Source organism: Streptomonospora litoralis (assembly GCF_004323735.1).
Taxonomy (GTDB): Bacteria; Actinomycetota; Actinomycetes; order Streptosporangiales; family Streptosporangiaceae; genus Streptomonospora; species Streptomonospora litoralis.
The window spans coordinates 3,153,875-3,177,515 of sequence record NZ_CP036455.1 but is presented as its reverse complement, the minus strand read 5'-3'; the positions used below and the strand labels follow the sequence as shown (position 1 = coordinate 3,177,515).

Genomic DNA, 23,641 nt, shown 5'->3' with positions numbered 1-23,641 from the left:
GCGAGGAGGGTGCGATGTCACTGCGTGAGTACGAGCGGCGGATCCTCGCCGAGATGGAGCACGCGCTGGCGGAGGACGATCCCGACCTCGACGGGCACCTGCGCAGTTTCGGCGCCGACGACGACTCCTACCTCGACGACGAGCGGCCGGGGCGGTGGCTGCTGTGGATGCTGATCGGGGTGGCGGTCCTCGTGCTGTGCGCCATGCTGGCCGGGCTCTATTTCAGTGCGCCCGTGCAGGGCACGGCCCCGCCCACGACGCCCGCCTCGCCTGGTGCCGCGCAGCCGGGGGCGGGCGGCGGCACCGGGTGAGCGGCCGGGGCCCGCGCACCGGCGGACTCGGCGGCGAGCCGACACGCTGACGGGCCCGGCCGCCGCACGGTGGACATGAGCGGCGGCCGGGCGGACCGGCCGCGGCCTATCGCGCGGGACACGGCCCGCTGCGTGCGGCCGCGGGCGCTTAGAGCGCGTCCAGGAAGGACTTGGCCAGCGGCGCCGCGGCCCCCGAGCCGCTCTGCCCGTCCTCGACGACGACCGCGAACGCGATGTCGCCCTCGTAGCCCACGAACCAGCCGTGGGCGGGCAGTTCCTCGCCTTCGGCGGCGGTGCCGTACTCCGCGGTGCCGCTTTTGCCGTGCACCTCGCCGGTGAAGCCGACGTTCTCGGCGGTTCCCTCGGTGACGACCGCCCGCGTCATGTCGCGCAGGTTCTGGGCGTTGGCGATGGGCGCGGGCTCCGGCCGCTCGGCGGGCGCGGGCTCGGTGACCAGCATGGGCGCCCGCCACGAGCCGTCGGCCACGGCTGCGGGCAGCGACGCCATGTGCAGCGGCGAGGTCAGCACCTTGCCCTGGCCGATGCTGGAGGCGGTCAGCAGGCTGACGCTGTCGGGCTGGGGGAGCGAGGGCTTGAAGACCGGCAGGCCGCTGTGGAAGCCGGTGTTGAAGCCGAATTGCTCGGCGCTTGCGAGCAGCGACGCGCCGTCGAGCCGGTCGGCGACCTCCTGTACCAGCGCGGTGTTGCAGGAGGTGGCGAAGGCCTCGGTGACCGTCTGGGCGCCGTAGGCGGCGTCGCCGGCGTTCTTGTACGTGCGCCCGCCCACCTCGGTGGTCTTGGGGCAGTTCATCGCCGCGTCCATGCCCATGCCGGAGTCCAGCAGCGCGTTGTAGGAGATGATCTTGAAGATGGAGCCGGCCGGGTACTGCCCGTCCAGCGCGCGGTTGAAGCCGCCGGGCACGTTGGCGGCGGCCAGCACCTCGCCGGTCGACGGGCGCAGGGCGACCATCGCGGTGGGCTTGGACTGGCCGATGATCGCCTGCGCGGCGGCGGCCTGCACCGCGGGGTCGATGCTGAGGGTGACGTCCTTGCCGTCCTGTCCCTCGATGGAGCCCGCGGTGGGAGCGTCCTCGGGTACGTCCTGAGGCGCGGTGCCCGCCTCGACGACGCGGATGGCGGTGCTGGCCTCGCCCGCCAGACGCTCCTCGTAGGCCTTCTGCACCCCGCTGACACCCACGGGGTCGCCGACCTCGTAGGCGGCGCCGAGGTCGGCGAGGTCCTCCTCGGCGGCCGTGCCCACCTCGCCGAGGATCATCTGCACCGAGCCCGACGCCGTGCCGTCGTCCAGCCGGCTGCCGTCGGCGGCGAGGATGTGCCCGCGCTCGCCCCACTCGTTGGTGCGCACGAGGGTCTGCCCCTCGCCGAGGTCGGGGTGGACCACCCCGGGGCCGAAGTCGACCTTCCACTCCCGTTCGACGCGAACCAGAGGGAGTTCGCCGGAGTAGCTCCACTCGCCGGCGTTGCTGAGAGTGAACGTCGCCTCGAAGGGGACGACGGCGCCGTCGCCGACCTCCTCGACCGCTCCGGTGGTCACCCGGGTCTGCTCGATGCCGAGGTTGCCGTCCAACCGCTTGAAGGCGGCGGCCGGATCGCCGCCGTCGGCGAGGCCGGTCATGGCCGCGTAGTCCTGGGAGTTCCACGCGCGCACATAGGCCGCGGCGGTCTCCTCCGGTTCGGGCAGCGTCAGCACGTACCAGGAGGCTCCGCCGCCCGCGAGCGCCAGGACCACCACGGCGCTGACGATGCCGATGAGCAGCCCCTTGCGCGAGCGGCGCCGCGGAACGGGACGGTCGCTGCCGAAGGGGTCGCCGCCGGGGCCGCCCGGCCCGGGGCCGGCGTGCGGCGTCTCGGGCGGAACGGGCACAGGGCCGCTCGCGCCGCCGCGGGTGAACACCGCGCCGCTCGGGGGGGCCGCCGGCGCGACCGCCGGCTGCGGCTCGGTGTGGCGGGGCCCGTCGGGCGGTGAGAAGGGATCGCCCGCCGCCGAGGATGCGAAGGGATCGCGGTCGTCGGCCGGGACCGAGGGGTACCCGTGGCCGGTGGCCGCATAAGGCGGCGGGCCGTCGTGGGACGCCGCCGGGGTGTGCCCCTCGGGCGGCGGGTACGGCGCGGCCGCCGGCGGACCCTCTGCCGGGGTGAAGGGGGGCCGGTGGTCGGCGGCGTAGGGCGGAGGGGCCTCCTGCGGCACGGAGGGCGCGGGGCCGTGCGGCGGCGAGGGCGGCTGCCGGTCCGGGTGCGAGGGCCCGGCGGGGCCGCGTCCGGGGATCGAATAGGGCGAGGAGGGGGCGGCCTGGCCCCACTGCTCGGCGGGTGTGCCGTCGCCGTGCGCGCCCGGCTGCTGCTGCGGCGGCTCTGGGGCGGGGTGGCGCGGCGGCTCGGCACTGCCGGCGCCGGGCCACTGCGGCGAGGGTGGCGGCGCATACGGCCGCGGCGCCTCCGGCGGGGGTCCCTCGGAATGCTCCGGGGGCGCGGGCGCACCGTAGGCCGGTGCCGCGTCCTGCTCCAAGCGGCGGTTCGCGTCGCCGTCGTGCCGGCCCGACGGCGCAGGAGGCGGCGAGGAGGGCTCACCCGGCCCGGAGGGGCGCCGGTCGTCGTCCACGATTGGTCCTTCCGAACAGCGCCGCCCCGCCTTCTGAGGGGCAGAAGTGCGGGGCGGGGAAGAGGATGAGTGGCCGGTGTGGCGGTCGCCTCTCGGCGCAGGGCACAACGCGGCTCCGAAGTCCGTACGGTCGTCCGCCGAAGCGGGCGCCGCACGCGGTATTCCGCGAAGGCAATAGGTGAGGCCCGGGGGACACTTGCTACCACACCGGCCACTGGCGACTGTAACCCATCACGGCGCCGTTGTGTTCCGCGAATGCGGGGAACAGGGCGGGTAATCCACGTCACACCGGATGCGGCCGGGTGGTGGCGACCCGACCGCATCCGCGGGCGGGATCCCTCAGGCGGATCGATCGGAGCGTGCGATGCGCGTCATCTCCGCACGTTCGCGGACCTTGATCCGCTTGCGGCCGTGCGGCAGCCCGAGGGACTCCTCGTGCGCCTCCAGCCGCTGCCAGCCCTCCCAGCCGGTGTAGGCGACGCCGCGCTCGTCGAGCAGGCGCAGGAACGCCTCGGGTTCCGGCTCCGCCGCCGGGGCCAGGTCGGCCCGGTCGGCCACCAGGTTGGTCACGGTCTCCAGCGCGTCGCCCTTGGTGTGGCCGATGAGGCCGACCGGTCCGCGCTTGATCCAACCGGTCGCGTAGACGCCGGGCACCGGCCGCTCGTCGAGGTCGAGCACGCGGCCGCCGTCGTTGGGGATCACGCCGCGCTCCTGGTCGAAGGCGAGGTCGGCCACCGGCGAGCCGAGATAGCCCACGGCGCGGTAGACGGCCTGCACCTCGTGGTCGACGAACTCGCCGGTGCCGCGCACGCCGCCGTCGCCGGTCAGCTCCATGCGCTCGGTGCGCAGGCCCCGCACCCGCTTCTCGCCCAGCACCTCGGCGGGCCGGTGCAGGAAGTGCAGGTGGAGCCGGCGGGGCTCGCCGCGCGGGTCGCGGATCGCCCAGTTCTGCAGGATCTTGACGTTCGTCTTGACCTGGTTGGACTCCTCGATGGCGGCCATGCTCGCCTCGCACAGGTCGAAGTCCTCGGGGTCGACGACGACCTCGACGCCGGGCTGCTTGTCCAGTTCGCGCAGCTCCATCGGGGTGAACTTGGCCTGGGCGATCCCGCGGCGGGCGAAAACATGCACGTCGGTGACCCGCTTTGCGGCCAGCGACCGGTGGACGTTGTCGGTGATGTCGGTGTCGTGGAGGTCCTCGGCGTCCTTGGCCAGGATCCGGGCGACGTCCACGGCGACGTTGCCCGCGCCGATCACGGCGGCGCCGGTGCCGTCGACCGGCCACTCGGGGGCCACGTCGGGGTGGCTGTCGTACCAGGAGACGAAGTCGGCGGCGCCGTGGCAGCCGGGCAGGTCGGCGCCGGGGATGTCCAGCGGCCGGTCGCGGTCGGAGCCGGTGGCGAAGACGACGGCGTCGTAGTGGCGGCGCATGTCCTCGAGTTTGAGGTCGCTGCCGTAGTCGACGTTGCCGAGGAACCGCACCTCGGGCTTGTCCAGCACCTTGTGCAGGGCCTGCTGGATCTGCTTGATGCGGGGGTGGTCGGGGGCCACGCCGTAGCGGACCAGGCCGTAGGGGGTGGGCAGCCTGTCGATGACGTCGATGCTGACCGGCGTGGCGCACGCGGCCAGCGTCTCGTCCTTGGTCAGCAGGTCGGCCGCGTAAATACCCGCGGGGCCGGACCCCACGATTCCCACGCGCAGTGGTCGCGTCATTGGCACATCTCCATTGGTCGCGTCTGCTCGGGGTGCGGTGCTGTGATCCCGGGCACGCTGAACGAGGTTAGGCTAACCTAATTCTATCTTCCGCGGATAAAGCCTACTAAACCGACTATGAAGATAGGCAACGGCCCTCCCACCGCGCGCACCGGGCCGGGGCCGCGCGCCGCCGACGTGTCAGCGCACGTCGGAGGCGATGTCGACCCTCTTGGGCGGCCAACGCCGCGGCCCGGGGCACTAAGCCGGACGCGGGCTGTGGATTACCTCACGCCGGGTGTGACGTGCGCGTCGTCGAGGGAATCGAGGGGCCGGAACCGGATCGGGAACGACTAGGGGCCGCGCAGATCCTCCTCCGCCGGGCGGAACTCCGGATTGCGCGGGTCGCGGAACCGGTGCAGGACGCGGTCGCAAGAGCGCGCCACCTTGCGCCGGGGCCCGCACCTCGGCGCGGTTCGGGCACGGGTCCGCGCCACGTGGACCCGCCAGAGGGCCGGCAGAGGTGAGGGGGCGGTGGCCGCCCCCGGTGTGGTCAGACCTTGCCGGAGCCCAGTTCGGCCTTGACCGACGCGGCGAAGCGCGGCACCGGCTCCTGCCCCGAAAGGCGCTGAATCGCCGCCATGACGGCGTCGGTCGCCGCCCGGCGCGAACGCGCCTTGCCCTCCTCGCCGAACCACGGCGACAAGTCCACCGGGGGACCCACCCGGATCCCGATCCGGCGCAGCGCGGGGATCCGGCGGCCGTGGGGCAGGATGCGGTCGGTCCCGGCCAGCGCGAGGGGGACGACCGGAGCCCCCGAGGCCAGCGCCAGCCACGCCAAGCCGGTCTGTCCGCGGTACAGGCGCCCGTCGGGGGAGCGGGTGCCCTCGGGGAAGATGCCGAACGCGGCGCCGTTGCCGAGGATCTTCAGGCTCTGTTCCATGGCCTCCCGCGAGCTCTGCCCGGGGCTGCGGTCGACGGAGAGCTGGCCGATGGCGCGCAGCGCGCGGGTGAAGGTGCGCTGGGCGACGTTGCCCTCGGCGAACAGTTCCCGCTTGGCGATGAACGTCACCTGCCGGGGAACGGCGACGCCGATGAACAGGGGGTCGATGTTGGAGAGGTGGTTGGCGGCCAGGATCACCGGTCCCTCGGCGGGGATGTGGTGCAGGCCCTCCTTGCGCAGCGGCCAGATGCCTCTGGTGACCGGCGCGATGACCGTCTTGGCGGCTCCGTACAGCTGCACGGCGGTTGTCCTCTTTCGCATGCGGGGCGGGCGGCGCCCGCGGGGGGACGGCGGGTGCGGGTGCCGGCACGGGGCCGACCAACCGACCTTATCGGTGCCTCGCCGCATCCCACCGCTCGGCGGGCGCCCCGCCCGCACGTCCACCGGGCGACCCGCCCGCCACGCTTCCGCGGACCGTCCGCATACCCGCGGGCCTGCTCACCGCGCTTGGGCCACCGGGTAGATCGCCACGGCGCCGGCCAGCCCGAAGACGGCCGCCGCGACGAACAGCGCCGCGTAGTTGCCCGTGCCGCCCGCGGCGCCGATCGCCAGCAGGTAGGGCGCCAGCGCCGGCGCAAGGGACTGGGGGAGCGTGTTGGCGAAGTTGAACACGCCCATGTCCTTGGCGGTGTCGTCGGGGTTCGGCAGCACCTGGCTGACCAGCGCCAGATCCACGGCGAGGAACAGGCCGTGGCCCAGGCCGATCACGGCGGCCATGGCCAGAAAAACCGGGTACTCGGGGGCGTAGGCCACGCCGGCGAAGCCCAGCGCCATCACGGCCGCCGACCCGAAGACGAACGGCTTGCGACGGCCCGTGCGGTCGGACCACTTGCCGCCCGACCAGGCGCTGGCCACGCTCGCCAGTGCCATCGCCAGCGTCACGTAGAACACCAGCCGCGGGGTCTCGCCGGAGCTGCGGCCCAGATGGTCGGTGAGGTAGTACACCTGGTAGCCCATGAGCGTCGAGTAGCCCATGTAGACCAGGAACCGGCTGGCGAAGGTCCAGGCGAAGTCGGGGTGGCGCACCGGGTTCACCCAGAAGCTGCGCAGGAACTGCCGCAGGCCGTAGGGCTCCAAAACCGCAGGCGGCTGGTCGGTGTCGCCCACGAGCACCACGAACGCCGTGCAGGCCAGCACGCCCGCGCCGGCCGGTGCCAGGAACATGAGCACGATGCTGCCCGGGTACTGCTGGATGTTCGGGGCCAGCTGCACCAGGAAGTGCCCGGCCAGCGTGCCGACCGGGATCATCATGCCCATCAGTCCCGATACGAAGCCGCGCTGCTCGACCGGGATCTTGTCGGGGATCAGCGCGGTCGTGGCGGCGAACGCCGCGCTGATGGACAGCTGGGCCAGGCACCAGCCCGCGAGCAGCAGCGGCACGGTGGGGCCGGTGGCCACCAGCGTCAGGGCCGCGAACGTCATGACGATGCCGCCGAGGATCCACGGCCGGCGGCGGCCGAGCCGCCCGCTCGTGCGATCCGAGAGCCGTCCGAACAGCGGCGTACCCACCAGGGCCAGCAGCACGCCGATGCTCAGCAGGCGGGCCAGCGCCGACTCCTTTTCGGCGGGGCCGACGACCTGCTCGACGCGCAGCGCGAGCGTCACGGTCGCCGGCGGCAGGATCGCCAGCCAGATGCCGAACTGGTTGAGCACCAGCAGGGTGATGAACCGGCCGCTCGCCCGCGCCTTCGGCGCGGCGTCGCCTCCTGTTCCGCTGCCGGCGCCCCTTTCGCCGGTCGGCCCGGTGCTGGAGTGCATGGCGGGAACCTCCTCGTCTCGTGGCGGCGGTCAGCCGGCGGTAGTCAGCGAGACTTCGGCCGGGGCGCCGCGGATGCGGTCGGTCAGCCGGCGGTGCCAGGCCACGTCGCGCCACATGCCGACGAACTGCGGTCCGCAGAAGTTGCTGGTGCACACGGCCGCCCAGCGGCCCGTACGCAGCGCCTCCTCCACGCCGATCTCGCACAGCTCCTTGACCCAGCCCCAGTCGGCGCGCGGCCAGTCCTTGTAGTTGATGACCGCCCATGCCTCCGTGGTGACCAGCGGCTTTCCGGTCGCCCGCGACCATCGGGCCATGTCGGCCACAGCCGAGCGCAGCAGGGCGTTCCAGTGCTCGGGGCGGCTGCGGTAGAGGGCCTCGCCGCCGGCGACGAGAGCGGCGAACTGCCGGGGGTCGAACGTGCAGGCTTCGAGGTCGTAGCCGACCTGGTCGTGGAAGTCGCTCACCTCGGGGTGGGCCATCCACACGTGCGGCTCCAGCAGGTCCAGCGCCGATACGTCCTGCCGGCTCCAGTTGCGCAGCTCCGTGGCGAAGGAGAAGCAGTAGGGCAGGCCGGGATGGCTCTCGCGCACCGCCGCCAGCGACTCGGTCATCCAGCGGTGGACGTCGGGCTCCAACCGGGAGGGGTCATCCTCCCGTCCCAGCCACGGCGCCCACAGCTGCAGCGGGTACTCGTTGCACAGGTCCACATACAGCAGCGAGCCGAGCAGCCCGGCCTCGGCGAGCCGGTCGAGCGTGGCCGTCCAGATCGCGGCGAGGTCGGCGGGGGACCGCAGGTCTCTGTGCCGCCCGGTCGTGTCGGGCCGGAACCAGCTCGACAGGGCGACCGCGACGCCGCGGCGGGCGCACGCGGCGACGAAGTCGGTCAGCGCCGGCTCGACCCGCACTCCGATGCGGCCCGGGGCGCCCCAGTCGTGCTGGTCCCAGATCGGCAGCAGCTCCCACTCGGCGGCGGCATCGGCCGCGAGCAGGTGGGGGTAGGGGTCGATGCGGACGGCGTCGTAGCCGCGCTCCACGAGCTCGTCCAGCGCGCGGTCCCAATCCTCGTATCCGGCGCCGGGCCACCGCCGTTCCAGCCACGAGAAGTCCCACATGGTGATCGCGCGGACGGGTCCGGTCTCGGTCATCGCGTCGCTCCCTCACGGTCGCGGGCTTGGCGCAGCGGGGACCGGGGCACCGCCGGGTGCCTCGGCCGGGCCGGGCGCGACGAGGACCTTGAGTGCGTCCCGGTCGCGCAGCAGGCGTTCGAACCCGCCGTGAACGGCGTCTTCGAGCCGCACCACGGCGGAGAGCAGGGGAGAGGGGTCGATCGTGCCCCGGGACAGCAGCGCCACCGCCGCGGCCGTGTCCTCGTCCCAGATGTGGGCGACGCTGCCGAGGACGCGCTGCTCGCGCGCGACGACCTCCCGTACGGCGATGCCGGTGCCCGGCGGCGGCGTGCCGACCAGGACGACGGTTCCGCCGCGCCGGGCGAGCAGGGGCGCCTGGGCCGCCGCCGGCGGCGTGCCCGAGCACTCGACCACGACATCGGCGCCGCGGCCGCACGAGGCGTCCCCCACGAGGTCGGCGGCACCGTCGGGTGGCGCCGCGGCCGCCCCGAACCCCTCGGCGAGCCGGCGCCGCGTCGCGACCGGATCGACGGCGAGCACCCGGCCGGCGCCGCGGGCGGCGGCGACCGCGGCGGTCAGCAGCCCGATCGTTCCGGCGCCGAGCACGGCCACACAGGCCCCGGAGAGGTCTCCGGCCTTGCGCAGCGCACGCACGGCGACCGACAGCGGCTCGGCGAAACCCGCCGCGTCGGCCGGCACGTGCTCGGGGACCTCCACGGCGCGGGCGGCGTCGGCCGCCATGTAGTGCGCCAGGCCGCCGTCGTCCTGCAGTCCGCGCACGGCGCCCGTCGGGCACAGGCCCGGCTGATGGCGGCCGCACCACCAGCAGCGGCCGCACCCCACGACCACGTCGGGCACCACCCGGGCGCCTGTCCGCAGCTCCCCACCGGGACAGGCCGCCACCCGGCCCACGACCTCGTGTCCCAGGACCACGGGCGCCCGCCGGTCCGAGAGCGGATGCGCCGCGGCGGCGGGGATCTGCACGGGGCCGTCGGTGTATTCCTCCAGGTCGGTGCCGCACAGGCCGACGCGCTCCACGGCGACCAGGACGGTACCCGGTCCCGGCTCGGGCACTGCGACCGTGTCCAGGCGGAGGTCGCGGGGCCCGTGCCAGCGCAGGGCGGGCATCGTGTCCCCGGCGGCGGGAGTGCGGCCGTCCATGGCGGTCCTGCTCCCGGCTACAGCCGCGTCACGCGGCTGCGCGTGTCGGTGCGGGCGAGGAACTCGGGGCGCAACCGGATGCCGTGGCCGGGCGCGCGCGTGGGGGCGGTGCGGCCGCCCGCGATCTCCGGCAGCCCTTCGGCGAGGAGGGGGTACCAGGTACGCAGGAACGCCCGCACGCTCTCCTGCACGAGTCCGTTGGGTGCGTTGCATACCAGGTGCGTCGCGACGCCGAGCGAGACCGGGCCGGTGCAGTCGTGGGGGGCGACTGCGGCGCCGTGGGCGTCGGCGAGCGAAGCGACCTTGTGCGCCTCGGTGACACCGCCGGTCCAACCGGGGTCGACGGTTACGACGTCCACCGCGCCGGCGGCCAGCAGCGGCAGGAACGCCCGACGGCCCGTGCACGTCTCGCCCGCGGCCACCCGTACCCCGGTCTCGGAGCGCAGCCGCGCCAGGGACTCGGCGGCGTCGGGGCGGACGGGGTCCTCCACCCAGGCGGGCCGCAGGGGCTGAAGGGCGCGGCAGATCTCGGCCGCGGCGGCGGGGTACCACAGGCCGTGGAGCTCCACCATCACCTCCATGTCGAACCCGACGGCCTCGCGCACGGACTCCACGGTCCCCACACCCCGCGCGAGGTCGTCGTGCGATATCCAAGCACCCCCGGAGCGCTCGGCCGCCTGGTCGAACGGCCAGATCTTCATGCCGCCGATCCCCTCGGCCCGCAGTTCGGCCGCCAGCTCGCCGGGCCGGTGGAGGAAGGCGCGCAGGTCCTCGAAGGGCTCTTCCGCGCCCTGTTCCGGGGACATCCCCCAGTTGTCCGACTCCTGGCGGCTGCTTGCGGCCACGTATCGCGCCCCCGCGCAGGTGTTGTACACCGGGACCGACTCGTGTACCGCGCCGCCCAGCAGGTCGACGAGGGGCATCCCCGCCCGCTGCCCGAGCAGGTCCCAGGCCGCCATGTCCACGGCGCCGTTGCCGCGGGTCTCCGCGCCGCTGCCCTGGTAGCCGGTGTAGGGCCGCAGCCGGTGGGCCAGCGGCTCGGGCGCCGGATCGGCCTGGCCGAGGAGTTCGGGGGCGGCCTGCTCGTGGAGGTAGCCCTCGACCGCGGCGGGGCCGTAGAACGCCTCGCCGAGCCCGACGGCGCCGGTGTCGGTGTGCAGCTGCACGAAGCACAGGTTGGGGCGGATGCCGGTGCGCAGCGTCTCGACGGCGACGATCTTCACGGGCGGCTCCATGCGGATAGTCCGGTCAGACCGGTTTCGCCACTATCGTTTGGCTGCGGCGCGGTGTCAAGGACCGCGGCGGCCCCGCCGCCGCGGACGGCGCGCCCGTTTCGGCGGCCGTGCAGGCGGGCGGATCCGGGGATCACCGAGGGGCGTCACCGGGCGGGTGGAGCGCTCCGGTTATGCGCTCCAGCAGCGCGGCCACCTCCGGCTCATGGTCGGCACGGCGCTGCAGGACTTCGCGCAGCGGGCGGTCGAGGTCGGCGCCGTAGAGCTCCTCGGCGAGCTCGATGTGCCGCGCCATCGCCTCGCGGGCGTCCTCGGCCTTGCGGGCGAGGATGCCCGCGAGGATGTCGTGGTGGACCGGGGCCCCGATGCGCCGGGTCTCGCGGTCGGTCAGGCTGCGCACCACCATGCCGTGCGTCAGCGGCCGGATGGCGCCGAACATGAGCTGCAGGACGGTGTTTCCCGATGCGATCGCGATGGCCTCGTGGAAGGCCACATCGAGGTCGGCGCCGGCGGCGACACCGCGGCCGGCGTCGAAGGCGGCCAGCGCGTCGCGCATCCTGCGGGCGTCCTCCTCGGTGTGCTGGTCCGCCGCGAGGGCCGCGGTCTCGGTCTCCAGCATCCGCCGGGCCGCGACGAGCTCGCGCACCCGCACGTCGCCGCGGCGCACCAGGAGCTCCAGCGACGTACCGCCCTCGGTGGCCCGGAGCCTGCGGACGTAGCTGCCGCGGCCCGGATGCACCACGATGAGCCCGCGCTCCTGCAGGCGGCGCAGCACCTCGCGCACCACCGGGCGGCTTACGCCGTACCGCTCGGCCAGGCGGCGCTCGGAGGGGAGCTTGTCCCCCGGTCGCCACTCCCGCGACACGACGGCGTCCTCCAGCAGCTCGGTGAGCGCCTGCGGTGTCAGCGGAGGGAAGTCCCCGGTACGGCCGGCCATGCGACCAGACTTGCCGAGCCGCCGAGAGGTGTCAAAGCGCCGTCCGCGCCCGCGCAGCGCCGCCGGCCGCGGGCCCGGGCGGTGGCGGCGTGATCCGCGGCGCAGGCGGCGGTGACGGAGCTCGCCGCGGCGGCGGCACGGCGGGCGGGGCGCGGCCGCGGACCTCCCTCTACCATGGGGACCGTGCATGACCAGGGGGCCACGACGAGCAGCGGAGCAGACGACCCGACACCGAGCGAGCCCGTCTGGAACCCGCCGACGCGCGTGCGTCCCAAAGTCGCCGAGCGCCCGCACCAGCGCGTCGACCTGAAGGCGCTGTTCGGCCTGGCCTCGGGCGGCTGGGCGTGGAGCACCGCCGTGAAGGCCGCCGTGGCGATGGCGTCCTCCTTCGGACTGGCCGCGGTGCTGTTCGGGCCGCAGGTGGGCACGCTGGCGGCGCTGGGCTCGATGACGGTCCTCTACGAGAAGGACACCCCTTTCCAGTACCGCTCGGTGGCCCTGGCCGTGGTCGGGCTCGGCTTCGTGACCTGCGTCGCCATCGGTTCGCTCAGCGGGATGAACCCGTGGGCCGCGGCCCTGGCCATCGGCGCGGTGGCCGGTGCGGCCACCTGGCTGTGCGGAGCGCTGCGGGTGGACCGGCCCGGCGCCCTGTTCTTCGTCCTGGTCTGCGCCATCTCCACCATCGCCTCGGGCGGGCTGGCCGACGTGCCGCTTCATGCGCTGATCGCGGCGCTCGGCGCGGGCGTGGGCTGGCTGGTGTCGATGTCGGAGGGCCTGGTGCGCGGCCGCCATCCCGAGCACCGCGCCGTCGCCGACGCGTTCCACCAGTTGGCGGCTCTGCTGCGGGCGATCGGGACACCCCGCCTGGACCACGTCCAGCACGACGCCTCGATCGCGGTCGCCCGGGCCTGGCGCATCGTGCTGCTCAGCCAGACCCGCGGCTACCGCGACACCGCGACCGCGGCCCGGCTGCGCGCACTGCTGCGCTGGGTCTCCGACATCCACCTGGCCGCCACCGACGTCTCGCTGGCCCGCACCGAACGGCTGCCGGCCGTGGCGAGCGACTTCGCCGACGCGCTGGCCGGTGCCGTCGGCAAACCGGAGTTGGCCCCCGACGAGAACGAACTGGACGAGCTGCGCCGGGGCCTGCGCCCGCGCTCGCTGGAAGGCCGCCTGTACAGCCGGCTGGCCCGCACGGCGCAGGCGGCGCGGCGCAGCGAGCACGAGGTGCAGGGGCGGGGGCTGGAACTGCACGACGTCCGCTACCCGCCGCTGCTGCAGTCGCTGCGCTCCAGCCTGTCGCGCGGCTCGCTGCTGCGCCCCACGACGCTGCGCATGGGCATCACCGTGGCCGTCGCCGGGGTCGCCGGCCTGGCGCTGGGGATCGACCGGTTCTACTGGATCTCCATCACCGCGACGGCGGTCCTGCAGGGCGGCAACGTCGTGCTGACCGTCAACCGCTCACTCCAGCGCGCCCTGGGCACGCTGGTGGGCGTGCTCATCGGCGCACTGCTGCTGAGTGTGCAGCTGCCGCTGGCCGTCACGGTCGTGCTGGCCGCGTGCTTCATGGGGCTCACCCAGCTGGTGGTGCCACGCAACTTCTTCTACGCCAGCATCTTCCTGACACCCATGGCGCTGATCCTCGCGCACACCGCCGCCCCCAACCCGGTCGAGCAGCTCGCCCAGGCGCGCCTGGTGGACACCCTGCTGGGCTCGCTGGCCGGCATGGTCGGCGCGGTGGTGCTGTGGCGGCGCGCGTCGGCCGCGCGGCTGCCGCAGACCATCGTCGACGTGCTGGAGAACACCCGCACGACGCTGCTGGCGGTGCTCGACCCGGAGGTCGAGCCGAGTGCGGACCGCACCTACCGGCTGCGGCGCGACCTGCGCTCGGCGCTGGTGAGCCTGCGCGGCGTCTACGACAGCGCCATCGGCGACGTGCCGCGCGCCGAGTCCACCCAGCCGCTGTGGCCGGTGGTGGTGGCCGCGCAGCGCAGCGGGTACCTGGCGCTGTCGGCCCTGGCGCTGGAGAAGCCGCCGCCCGCCTCCCAGATCACCTTGCAGCGGCTGGATCTGGCCTTCGACGAGCTGATCGCCTCGCTGCGAAAACGGCGCACGCCGCGGCTGGGTGCGCTGCCGCGGCTGGTGGACTACCCGCGCATCAACATGGAGCTGCGCGCGCTGTCGTCGTCCATGCGCACGGCGGTGGCCGAGGACACGCGCGCAGCTGAGCGCGAACAGCAGCGCCGCGCCCAGCGGGAGCGCCGCCGGGCCCAGGAGGAGGTCGACGCCGACCTGTGAGGCCGGCGGCGCGGCGCCTTCGGGCGGGCGCCGCGCCGGGCATCGGCACGTGTCCGGCCGGAAAACCGATTGTGGCTCGTTCGCGGGCGTTGCTAGCGTCCGCGAACGTGAATCCGGCAACCGAATCCGATATCCGCGCCTCCTTCGTCAACTGCTCCAAGGGCGAGGCCAAGCGGCTGCCCGTACTCCGCGACCTCGCCGACCTCCCGTGGGACGACTTGGACTTTCTGGGATGGCGCGATCCGGCCGCGCCGGACCGGGGCTACCTCGTGGGCGAGCACGGCTCCCGGTTGGTGGGAGTCGTCCTGCGCTCGGCGGCCCGGCGCACGCGCGACGTCACCCGGCGCAGTCTGTGCTCGTTGTGCGTGACGAGCCATCCGGCGGGCGGGGTGGAACTGATGAGCGCCCGCAAGGCCGGCGCGGCGGGCCGCCAGGGCGACTCGGCGGGGGTGCACATGTGCGCCGATCTGGCATGCCCGTTGTACGTCCGCGGCATCAAGTCCCCCGCCGCGGGCGGACGCCTGCCCGAGGACATGACCCTCGATGAGCAGATCGAGCGGACGGCCTCGCGGGTGGGGACGTTTCTGTCCCGCGTCCTGGGCTGAGGCCGACCGCCGCCCGAGCGCCCGGACCGGCCGGCGGCCCCACGCGCCCGGGCGGCGGGCGGTTACCGCACCAGGGCGAACGCGCGGACCGGGAAGGTGGCGAGTCCGCGGATTTTCACCGGTACGGCGAAGAAGGAGAAGCCGGTCTCGGGCAGCCGGTCCAGCAGGCACAGGTGCTCGACGACGGGGATGCCTGCGGCGAGCAGCAGCGAGTGCACCGGCCGGGACCCCTGGCTCTGCTGTGAGGTGTCGTCGACGTTGACCGAGTCGATGCCCACGAGCGCGGCTCCGGCGTCGGCCAGCACCCGCGCCGCGTCGGCGGCGAGGTAGGGGTGCTCGGGCGAACCGTACTGCTCGGAGCGCCAGTGCCGGTCCCAGCCGGTGCGCAGGAGGACCGCGCGTCCGGCTACGTCGATCCCCTTGACCGCCTCGGCGGTGATCGCGCGCTCGCCGCCGTGCGGCGCGTCGATCACCACGCCCGGCAGGTCGGCGACCTTCTCCAGGTCCAGGTCGGCGAGATCGGCGCCGTCGCGGTAGCGGTGAGCGGGGGTGTCGAGGTAGGTGCCGGTGTTGGAGACGAGCGAGATGCGGCCGATGGTGAACTCGGTGCCCTGGGCGTAGTTCGCCTGGGACTCCTCGAAGGAGATGTGCTCCTCGATGACCGGCCCCGGCAGGCCGGGGTAGGTGGTCATGCCCGCCGCGATCTGGTGGCTGACGTCGACCAGCTGCGTCATTGCTCCGCCCTCTTTCCTGCCGTCGCTGCGTTCCCGGGATCGCCGCCCCCGAGTCGGGGGCAGAGGTCTAGACCAAACTCTAGCGCCGCACCGCTGCGGCCGCGGGCCCGTCCCCGCACTTTCGCGCGCGGGCGGCGCTCCCGGCCGCGCCGCCGTGTCAGCCCGGCCCGGCGGTGCCGCCGGTGTCGGAACGCGGCACCGGTGCGGGCTCGGCGGCGCCCAAGCCGCGCATCTGTTTGAGGTCGGCCAGCGCCTCGTCCAGCTGCGCCTCGGCGCGTTCGGCACGGCGCAGCGCCTGGGCGCGGGCGTCGTCCACCGCCGCCAGGCGCGCAGCGGCGTCCTGCTTGGCCTCGGCGAGGGAGTCGGCGGCCGCGGCCTCGCGGCGATCCAGCTCGGCGCGGTGGCGCTCGCGCTCCTCGGCGGCGGCGCCGCGCTCCTGCTCCAGCGCAGCTGAAAGCCTGTCGCGCTCGGCCGCAAGGTCGTCGGCGCGGCCGCGCGCATCCGCCGCCTCGGCCTCCCCCCGCTCGGCGCGCAGCCGGGACTCCCCGGCGCGCCGCTCGGCGTCGTCGGCGCGTTCGGCGGCCGCGTCGGCGAGCCGGTTCTGCTCGGACAGCCGCTCGCGCAGCGCCGCCTCCTCGGCGCGGGCGCGCTCGCGGACCTCGGCCAGCTCGTCGGCCGCGCGCCGCCGCTCTGCCTCCACGCGCTGCTCGGCGGCGTGTTCGGTCGCGTCGATGCGGTGCTGGGCTTGGGCGAGTCCGGCCTCGTACTCCACGTGCGCAGCGGCCCGCTCGGCACGGGCGCTGTCGGCGTCGGCGGCTGCGCCGTCGCGCTCCGACTCGGCGGCATCGCGTCGGGTGCGGGCCTGGTCGGCCATCCGCTCGGCCGCTCCGGCCGCCGCCACGGCGGACGCGGCGGCGTCGTCGGCGTCGGCGCGCGAGGCTTCGGCGGCGCGGCGCCGGTTGTCGGCCTCCAGGCGCGCCGACTCCGCGTCGGCCACTCTGCGCGCGGCGTCGAGGCGCGCCGCCTCCACCTGCGCCTCGACTCCGGCCGGGTCGGTCATGGCGGCGAACGCCTCACGAGCGGAGCCCAGCGTGGCGGCGAGCTGCTCGGCCTGCACCGAGAAGCGGGTGAGCAGTTCGTCCGCGCGCAACCGCGCGTCGCTGACCGGTGTCGCGACCGCCGGGGCGGCGGTCGGCGCGGCGGTGTCGGCCGCCGCGGAATCCTGCCCGGCCTGCCCGTCGGTCTGCTCCTGCTGGCGCTGGCGCTCCCGCCAGGCGCGCCACCGGGTGTGCTCGGGCAGGTCGCAGTACTGCGGCGGGCGCCCGGGCGCGGAGCTGCGCGGCACGCTTCGGGAGCAGCCGGGAAAGTTGCAGGTGTTCGCGTCGCTTGGTGCCACGGTGCCGAGCCTAGTGCTCCGACGCCGCCGGCGCCCCGCCGTTGCGGCGCGCGGGCCGCGGCCTTACGCGGGCAGTCCGCGCAGGTAGTGGGGGAGAGGACCGGGTGATCCGGTATCGGGCACGGGCGGACCGTAGGCGCGCCGGGCGGGGACCACGCCCGCCCAGTGGGGCAGGTCGCGGTCCCCGGGTTCCTCGTTCACGCCGCCCGAGCGGACCTTGGCCGACACTTCGCGCAGGTCGAGCCGCAGGACGGCGGTCTTGGCGAGTTCCTTGGAGTCGGCCGGGCGGCAGTCGGCGGAGCGGCCCGGGAAGGGCGCGTCGATCAGGGCGTCCAGCGCCGTCCGGCACTCGGCGGCGTCGCCCACCCGGTGGGCCACACCGTGCGCCACCACGGAGCGGTAGTTCACCGAGTGGTGTACCGCCGAGCGCGCGAGGACGATGCCGTCGGCCAGCGTGACGGTGACGCAGACACGCAGCCCGTCGCGGGCGCTGTGCAGCGCCCGCGCACCGGTCGAGCCGTGCAGATAAAGCCGTTCGGCGACGCGGGCGTAGAGCATGGGCAGCACGACCGGCGCGCCGTCCGCGACGAAGCCGACATGGCAGATGTAGTCGGCGTCGAGAACGGCGTGGACGCCCGTGCGGTCGTAGCCGACGCGGTCGGCCTTGCGGGCCGGGGTGGTGCGCGGGGTAGCGGGATAGTCGGCGTCGTGCGGGCTCTGCTGGACGGCCATCAATGCCCTCATTTTGTACTAGATCAAGTTAAACAATGTATTAGATTGATGGCATGCAGCTTGTCGTTCGGCCCGAGCGATGTCAAGGGGGTCGGCCGCTGCCGGCTCCCTGCGGCGCGGCCGCGGCCGCAACCACCGTGAAGGAGTGCCGGGAGCCGGCCTGGTAGTACTACGTGAAGTTCCGGACTTCCGCGTGTCCCGTCCACGCGGGGGCGCCTGCGGTCGGCTGCGCGGCCTTGGCGCCGGGCGGGATCCAGGCGCCCTGGACAAGAAGCGGCGGCTCGGGTCGGCTGTGCGGCCTTGTTGGTCTGCCGGGTGGCGGGTGGACTTGACTGAAAAGCGGCGGCGAGGGCGGCGGACGGTTGGGCCCGCAGTCACCGGGTCGGGTGCTCGCCGGTGGCGCGCCCGGCGGGGGCGGCGAGGACGCGGGGAGCCGGGAGGCGCTCGCGTGCCCGTTATGTCGCAGGGCGGCGCGGCGATTGTGCCCGTATGACGAGATCCAGCGGCGTTTTTTGGGATTTTGGCCACGATCGTCGCGGTCGACTTCGGAACGTCGGGCGTAGCGGGCGCGGGGACTGAGAGGCGCCGCCGTGTTGTGGCCGGGCCCGCGCAGGCAGGGGGCCGCGGGGTGTGGCGCGGTTGCGGGTGCTCGCGCGGCCCGGTGGTGCGCCGGATCGGGGGGCCGGGGGCGACGACGCGTCGCTCGTTGCGCCCGGGTGTCGCTTCCGACTGCCCCACCACCCAATGGGGTGGGCTTTTGGGGGGCTATGCCCGTTTTGCGGGTGGCGTCGGCGGGCGCCGTGGCGACGAGGTGCACGAAAAGTCGACGTCGGGGGCTGTTTTCGCGCCATTCGGTGCGCTTCGTGGGCCGTCGCCGCCGCGGCGCGGGCGCGGACGCGGGCCCACCGTGAAATCAGGCATTGACGGACAAAAAGCCCCGCATTGTTTCGTATCGCGAAATGGCCGTGCGCGGGTGGCGCCTCGGAGGGCGCCGAGGCGGACGCCGCCGCACGTACGTGCATCTCGTGGGCCCCGATCCGGCTGCATGACCGCCGCCGACCACCGCGGGCCCGGCCCCACCGCGTTCGCCGCCCACCGCCACCGGCGGGCACCGGGTGCGGTGGGCGCGGGCCCGGCCCCGTGGCCACCGTTGCCGCCGCTGTTCCCCGTCAGACCACCCGCCACTCGGCAGATCACAAGGCCGCCGAGTGGAGCCGGGCCGCAACCGTCGGCCAGCGCAACCGGCGGGCACCCGACCCGATGGGTGCGGGCCCGACCGTCCGCCGCCCTCGCCGCCGCTTTTCAGTCAAGTCCGCCCGTTGCCCGGCAGACCGACAAGGCCGCCCAGCGGGCCGGGGCCGCCCCGCCGCAACCGCCACCGGCGGGCGCTTCGCCCAACGTGTCTTCGGCGCCGGTGGCTGTTCTCCCCGCGGGCGCGCCACCGGCGATGCGGGGGCGGGGGCTAGATTCGCGGGTATGAGCAACGCGCCGGTACGTCGCCTCACCGTTTCCGAAGCCGCTGAACGCAGCGGCCTCACGATCGACACGCTGCGGTACTACGAGCGCATCGGGCTCATCGACCCGGTACCGCGTTCGGCGTCGGGACAGCGCCTCTACGGCGAACCGGAACTGGAGCGGTTGGAGCTGGTCAACCGGCTGCGGGGCACGGGAATGTCCATTCAAGAGATGCTGGACTACGCGGAGCTGGTCCGCAGCGGGCCCGAGACGATGGAGCGGCGTCGCGCCATGCTGGCCGAGCACCGGATGCGGCTGTGTGCGGAGATGGACAGGTTGGCGTCCACCGTGGGCTACCTGGACCGCAAGATCGGTGTCTACGACGCCCACCTGGGTGGGGCGGCCGCCTCCGCCGACCCGGCTGCGCCCCCGAGCGCGCCGCCGGGCCGCGGCGCCGGCGAGGCGTGAGCGCGCCGGGTCGGCTGCGCGACGACCGCACCGGGAACCTCTTGCGCCGTGATCAGGAACCCTTCCGGGAAAGGGGCCTCAGTCGTGGCCGCCGAAGGCCCCGATGCGGCTGACCATCGTCGTCACGAAGGGCCGGAAGCCCTCCTGCTCGAAGAAGCGGATGTCCTCGGAGCTGGTGGCGAGTGCGGTCAGTTCCAGGTCGTGGATGCCCATGGCGCCGACCTGGCGGCGCAGCTCCTCCAGCAGGCCCGATCCCACACCCGTGCCGGCGTGGTCGGGGTGAACCGAGAGGGTCTGCACGACGGCGACCCGGCTGCCCCGGTCCCAGGAGCCCTGCTGGTTCTCGCGGATGGTGACCATGGCGTAGCCGACCGCCTCGCCCCCGCGCTCGGCGACCACGGCAATGGTCTCGGGCTCGTGCAGCCAGGCCAGGTACTGCGCCCGGCGGCGGCGCCAGGACTCGTCGGCGTTCACGCGGGTGATGATGTCTTCGAGGTGCGGCGCCGTGGCCGTGTGCTGCTCGTGCAGCGCCGCCCACAGGCCGGCGAGCTCGTCTACATCGGCGGGTCCCAGGTAGCGGAAGCGCAGCGTCGGAACTCCACCGTGTGTTTTGGCCGCCAACGAAGTTTCCATGTTCTTTCCACCCGTTCTCGATGCGTCCCCGCGTCCCGTCCTCGCCGTCGGCGCCGTTGTGGTTCAGACCAATCGGCGAGGTGGGCTGTATTTACGAGAGTACGCCGCAGTAGCTGCGGCCGCCGTCGCGACACGAGGGAAAGGTGCTCGTGTCGTGACGTCTAAGAAAATCCTGCCGATTTTCACGTTATCCGTCTTCAGGTGCCGTCCATGCCGCCGAGGCCGCCCCGTCCCAAGCGCTTGCCGGCTGCGGACGCGGGCGACAGCGGACGTGTGCGGACCCGGCTACCCCGAAGGCGCTGGTGCGCAACATCGGCGCGACAATGGTTGACCGACTCCGGCACGTTCGCCCCCGCGGCGCATCGGCCGGCTGTTCGACCAGGAGAGGCGGTCCGCAAATGAGCGCACACACCCCCGGCCCGGCGGTCGAGCCCGGCCGCGTCACCGTCCTCGCGCCCGGCGGAGTCGGCGGGCTGGTGGCGGGGGCGCTCGCGCGCGACGGCCGCGCGGTCACGGTCGTGGCCACCGAGCCGACCGCCGATCACATCGCGGCGCACGGTCTGCGGGTGGAATCCGCCGTCCTCGGGGACTTCCGGGTCGACGTCCCGGCTGTGCCCGCGGCCGCAGAGGCGGCCGACGTGCTCGTGGTCGCCCCTAAGGCCACCGCGCTTGAGGAGGCTCTCAAGCGGGTGCCGGCGCACCTGGCCGCGGGCGCGCTGGTGCTGCCGCTGCTCAACGGCTTCGAGCACATGGAGCTGCTGCGCTCGCGCTATCCCGGCGCCCACGTGCTGGGCGCCGCGATCCGCGTGGAGTCCACCCGCACCGAGTCCGGGCGCATCGAGCAGACCAGCCCCTTCGCCGCCCTGGACATCGCGTACTCGGGGGCGCCCGCGCCCCGCGTCGAAGGGTTGGCGGCCGCGTTGCGCTCGGCCGGCCTGCAGGTGCGGCTGAGCGAGGACGAGGACGGCGTGCTGTGGCGCAAGTTCCAGTTCCTGCTCGGCACGGCGCTGGTGTGCACGCACCACGGCAGCGACATCGGCACCGCCCGCACCGAGCGCCGCGACGCCCTCGTCGCTGTGGCGGCCGAAGTGGAGGCCGTCGCCGCCGCCGGAGGCATCATTCTGGACACCGAGCGGGTGCTGGACATGGTCGAAGCCGCCCCGCCGGCGACCAAGCCCTCGATGCTGCGGGACCGCGAGGCCGGTCGGCCTTTGGAGCTCGACGCCCTGGGCGGGGCGCTGCTGCGCGCCGCCCAGCGAGCGGGGGTCGCCGTGCCCGTCGTCGAGCGTCTGGTGGCCGACCTGCGCCGGGTCGGCGCAGCGGGCTGAGAAGAGCCGCACCGGTCAGCACCGCGCTCGCACCCGGTACGCGGACGCAGGCGGCGCAGGTGTGCACGAGATCACCCCGCAGACCGCGTCGTCGCAGGCCGCAGCGCCGCGAGCCGTGCTTCGAGCGGAATACATTGTGGACATGATCGATGTGCGCCGGTTGCAGCTCCTGCAGGCACTTGGTCAGCACCAGACGGTCGCGGGCGCGGCCGACGCCCTCGGTGTGACGCCCTCGGCGGTCTCCCAGCAGCTCGCCGCCCTGGCCAAGGAGACCGGCGTCGCCCTCGTCGAGCGGCAGGGCCGCAGGTTCATGCTCACCGGGGCCGCCCGCGTCCTGCTCGGCCACGCCGACGTGATCTTCGCCGAGATGGAGCGCGCCCAGGCCGACCTCGCGGAGTACGCCGAGGGCCGGGTGGGCGTCGCCCGGGTCGGTTCCTTCGCCACCGGCATCTCCGACCTGGTCGGCCCGGCGGTGGCCGCCCTGCGCCGCAGCAGTCCGGGCTGGCGCTTCGAGATCGTGCAGGCCGAACCCGACGAAGCCACGGAGATGCTGCGCTCCGGAGAGCTGGACATCGCCATCACCATGTCCTCGCCCAACCTGCCGCCCAGTGGGACCACCGAGTTCCAGATCCAGCCGATCATGGTCGAGCCCTTCGACGCCGTCCTGCCCTACCACCATCCGCTGGCCGCCTCCACCGACCTGGAGCTGGCCGCCGACCTGGCCGATGCCGAGTGGATCATGTCGGCCCCCGGTTCGCCCTGGTACGACTGCGTCGCCGCCGCCTGCCACCAGGCCGGTTTCCAACCGCGGGTCGCACACACGGTGCACGAGTTCAGCGCCGTGTTCGCGCTCGTGCAGGCCGGATTGGGAATGGCGCTGATGCCGCGCCTGGGTTGGACCGGTCTATCGGCGCCGCACATCGTCGTCCGCGCTGTACGCAACACCCCCCGCCGCCACATCGTCGCCCTCAGTCGCGCGGGCTACAGCGCCGAGCCGTTCCTCGGTGCGGTGCGCGAGGCGGCCGGCAAGGTTCCGGTCCCCTCGGCCGGTCCGCTGCTGGTGCCCGGCGGCGGCGCCTGACCGCAGCGGCGCCCCGCCGCCTTCACCCCTCTCCGAGCGGACCGGCGCCGCCGTAGGGCCCCGCCGGCGGCGCCGCGGGCCCGCCGTCGGGCACCGGCGGCGTCTGCGCGGTGTCGTCGAGCACGCCGCGCGCGGCCTCCCACAGGTAGCGGGCGAGCAGCGCGATCGGGCGCCACGCCCAGCCGCCGGTGCTGCCCGCCAGCGAGATCCGCCGCGTGCCGCCGAGTTCGCCCAGCGGCGAGTGCACCACGCCCCGGCGGGTGACCGCGGCGAGCTTGGGCATCACGCCCACGCCCATCCCGGCCGCCACCACCTCCTCGACGATCTCCAGGTTGTCGATGCGGTGCCGGATTCGCGGCGCGAAGCCGGCACCGGCGCACATCCGCCGCACCAGCTCGTCCTCGTCGCTGCCGCGCGAGTTGGCGATCCAGGACGCCTCGGCGAGGCCGAGCAGCCGCCGGCGGGTCATGATGCGGCTGGTGGCCGGGGCGCCGGAGGGCTGGGAGAGCAGCAGCGGTTCGGTCCCGATCGGCCGCAGGGTGAGCGTGTCGGGGAAGCGCCGCGGGACCAGGCTGTAGTCGTAGACCAGGCCCAGATCGGCCGCGCCCGACTGGAGCAGCTCCAGCGCCTCGTCGGGCTCGTGCTCGATCAGCCGCACCTCGATTCCGGGGTGCTCGTCCTGCAGGCGGCGCACGGCGGGCAGCACGATCGGCGCGGCGACGCTGACGAAGGTCACCAGCTCCACCCGCCCCACCGGCTCGCCTCCGCCCGCCAGCTCGGCGCGGGCCGCCTCGACGCGCGCCAGGATGTCGACGGCGTGGCGGGCCAGGCGATGCCCGGCCGGTGTGAGCCGGACCCGCCGGCCGTCCGGAGCGAGCAGCTGCGCCCCCGCCTCCTGCTCCAGGACGGCGAAGTGCTTGGAGACCGCGGAGGTGCCCATTCCGGTCGTCTCCGAGACCGCCGCCATGGTGCCCAGCCGCTCCAGCTCGACCAGCAGCCGCAAACGGGTCAAGTCCATCCGCTGAAACTACACGATCGATCCACCAATGGTCCGTGGACAGAAACAGAC

General features: G+C 74.2%; 19 protein-coding genes. 6 read left to right on the top strand and 13 right to left on the bottom strand.

Features of this window, described 5'->3' with window-relative positions; translation table 11 throughout:
- The first annotated feature begins 14 nt into the window (after nt 1-14).
- Entirely contained in the window at nt 15-311 is a 297-nt protein-coding gene (locus EKD16_RS13650) for a DUF3040 domain-containing protein (RefSeq protein WP_131098736.1), read from the top strand.
- A 148-nt stretch (nt 312-459) separates the two neighbouring features.
- Here EKD16_RS13650 and EKD16_RS25360 read toward each other — a convergent pair whose 3' ends face one another.
- The 8 genes from EKD16_RS25360 to EKD16_RS13610 all read right to left on the bottom strand — a co-directional run bounded on the left by EKD16_RS25360 (nt 460) and on the right by EKD16_RS13610 (nt 11,842).
- The gene (locus tag EKD16_RS25360; protein WP_242676960.1) at nt 460-2,931 is read right to left on the bottom strand and encodes a penicillin-binding transpeptidase domain-containing protein; all 2,472 of its coding nucleotides are present in this window, start codon (nt 2,929-2,931) and stop codon (nt 460-462) included.
- Between the two features lie 339 nt (nt 2,932-3,270).
- Nucleotides 3,271-4,626 carry an FAD-dependent oxidoreductase gene (locus EKD16_RS13640; protein WP_131102511.1) on the bottom strand — a complete coding sequence of 452 codons (1,356 nt, stop codon included), beginning with the start codon at nt 4,624-4,626 and terminating at the stop codon, nt 3,271-3,273.
- A gap of 550 nt (nt 4,627-5,176) precedes the next feature.
- Nucleotides 5,177-5,866 (bottom strand): lysophospholipid acyltransferase family protein, encoded by a 690-nt coding sequence (locus tag EKD16_RS13635; RefSeq protein ID WP_131098735.1) that lies wholly within the window; start codon nt 5,864-5,866, stop codon nt 5,177-5,179.
- 198 nt (nt 5,867-6,064) lie between these two features.
- Nucleotides 6,065-7,384, bottom strand: a complete 1,320-nt coding sequence (locus EKD16_RS13630; RefSeq protein ID WP_131098734.1) for an MFS transporter — start codon at nt 7,382-7,384, stop codon at nt 6,065-6,067.
- A gap of 30 nt (nt 7,385-7,414) precedes the next feature.
- Nucleotides 7,415-8,530: a cellulase-like family protein gene (locus tag EKD16_RS13625; protein WP_131098733.1), complete on the bottom strand. Its 1,116-nt coding sequence runs from the start codon at nt 8,528-8,530 to the stop codon at nt 7,415-7,417.
- Nucleotides 8,531-8,542: 12 nt separating this feature from the next.
- Entirely contained in the window at nt 8,543-9,673 is a 1,131-nt protein-coding gene (locus EKD16_RS13620; protein WP_131098732.1) for a zinc-dependent alcohol dehydrogenase, read from the bottom strand.
- Between the two features lie 17 nt (nt 9,674-9,690).
- Nucleotides 9,691-10,896, bottom strand: coding sequence for a mandelate racemase/muconate lactonizing enzyme family protein (locus EKD16_RS13615; protein ID WP_165498562.1), 1,206 nt, complete (start codon nt 10,894-10,896; stop codon nt 9,691-9,693).
- A gap of 142 nt (nt 10,897-11,038) precedes the next feature.
- Complete coding sequence (locus EKD16_RS13610; protein WP_131098730.1) at nt 11,039-11,842, bottom strand: FadR/GntR family transcriptional regulator; 804 nt, start codon at nt 11,840-11,842, stop codon at nt 11,039-11,041.
- Between the two features lie 174 nt (nt 11,843-12,016).
- Here EKD16_RS13610 and EKD16_RS13605 point away from each other — a divergent pair, with 174 nt between their 5' ends.
- Both EKD16_RS13605 and EKD16_RS13600 read left to right on the top strand, forming a co-directional pair.
- Nucleotides 12,017-14,140 carry an FUSC family protein gene (locus EKD16_RS13605; protein WP_131098729.1) on the top strand — a complete coding sequence of 708 codons (2,124 nt, stop codon included), beginning with the start codon at nt 12,017-12,019 and terminating at the stop codon, nt 14,138-14,140.
- Between the two features lie 107 nt (nt 14,141-14,247).
- On the top strand, nt 14,248-14,745 hold the full coding sequence (locus EKD16_RS13600) for an FBP domain-containing protein (protein ID WP_131098728.1): 498 nt from the start codon (nt 14,248-14,250) through the stop codon (nt 14,743-14,745).
- Between the two features lie 62 nt (nt 14,746-14,807).
- Here EKD16_RS13600 and EKD16_RS13595 read toward each other — a convergent pair whose 3' ends face one another.
- The 3 genes from EKD16_RS13595 to EKD16_RS13585 form a co-directional block, all read right to left on the bottom strand.
- Nucleotides 14,808-15,479: a cyclase family protein gene (locus EKD16_RS13595; RefSeq protein ID WP_131098727.1), complete on the bottom strand. Its 672-nt coding sequence runs from the start codon at nt 15,477-15,479 to the stop codon at nt 14,808-14,810.
- Nucleotides 15,480-15,636: 157 nt separating this feature from the next.
- Nucleotides 15,637-16,875: a coiled-coil domain-containing protein gene (locus tag EKD16_RS13590; protein ID WP_131098726.1), complete on the bottom strand. Its 1,239-nt coding sequence runs from the start codon at nt 16,873-16,875 to the stop codon at nt 15,637-15,639.
- 63 nt (nt 16,876-16,938) lie between these two features.
- Nucleotides 16,939-17,607 (bottom strand): pyridoxamine 5'-phosphate oxidase family protein, encoded by a 669-nt coding sequence (locus tag EKD16_RS13585; protein ID WP_131098725.1) that lies wholly within the window; start codon nt 17,605-17,607, stop codon nt 16,939-16,941.
- A 1,476-nt stretch (nt 17,608-19,083) separates the two neighbouring features.
- On the opposite strand from EKD16_RS13585, the gene EKD16_RS13580 reads away from it, so the two are divergent.
- Nucleotides 19,084-19,530 carry a MerR family transcriptional regulator gene (locus EKD16_RS13580; RefSeq protein ID WP_131098724.1) on the top strand — a complete coding sequence of 149 codons (447 nt, stop codon included), beginning with the start codon at nt 19,084-19,086 and terminating at the stop codon, nt 19,528-19,530.
- A 78-nt stretch (nt 19,531-19,608) separates the two neighbouring features.
- Here EKD16_RS13580 and EKD16_RS13575 read toward each other — a convergent pair whose 3' ends face one another.
- On the bottom strand, nt 19,609-20,163 hold the full coding sequence (locus EKD16_RS13575) for a GNAT family N-acetyltransferase (RefSeq protein WP_131098723.1): 555 nt from the start codon (nt 20,161-20,163) through the stop codon (nt 19,609-19,611).
- Nucleotides 20,164-20,561: 398 nt separating this feature from the next.
- Here EKD16_RS13575 and EKD16_RS13570 point away from each other — a divergent pair, with 398 nt between their 5' ends.
- Both EKD16_RS13570 and EKD16_RS13565 read left to right on the top strand, forming a co-directional pair.
- Nucleotides 20,562-21,491 (top strand): ketopantoate reductase family protein, encoded by a 930-nt coding sequence (locus tag EKD16_RS13570; RefSeq protein ID WP_131098722.1) that lies wholly within the window; start codon nt 20,562-20,564, stop codon nt 21,489-21,491.
- Between the two features lie 142 nt (nt 21,492-21,633).
- Complete coding sequence (locus tag EKD16_RS13565; RefSeq protein WP_131098721.1) at nt 21,634-22,572, top strand: LysR family transcriptional regulator; 939 nt, start codon at nt 21,634-21,636, stop codon at nt 22,570-22,572.
- Between the two features lie 22 nt (nt 22,573-22,594).
- On the opposite strand, the gene EKD16_RS13560 is transcribed toward EKD16_RS13565, so the two are convergent.
- Nucleotides 22,595-23,590 carry a LysR substrate-binding domain-containing protein gene (locus EKD16_RS13560; protein ID WP_131098720.1) on the bottom strand — a complete coding sequence of 332 codons (996 nt, stop codon included), beginning with the start codon at nt 23,588-23,590 and terminating at the stop codon, nt 22,595-22,597.
- Nucleotides 23,591-23,641 lie beyond the last annotated feature (51 nt).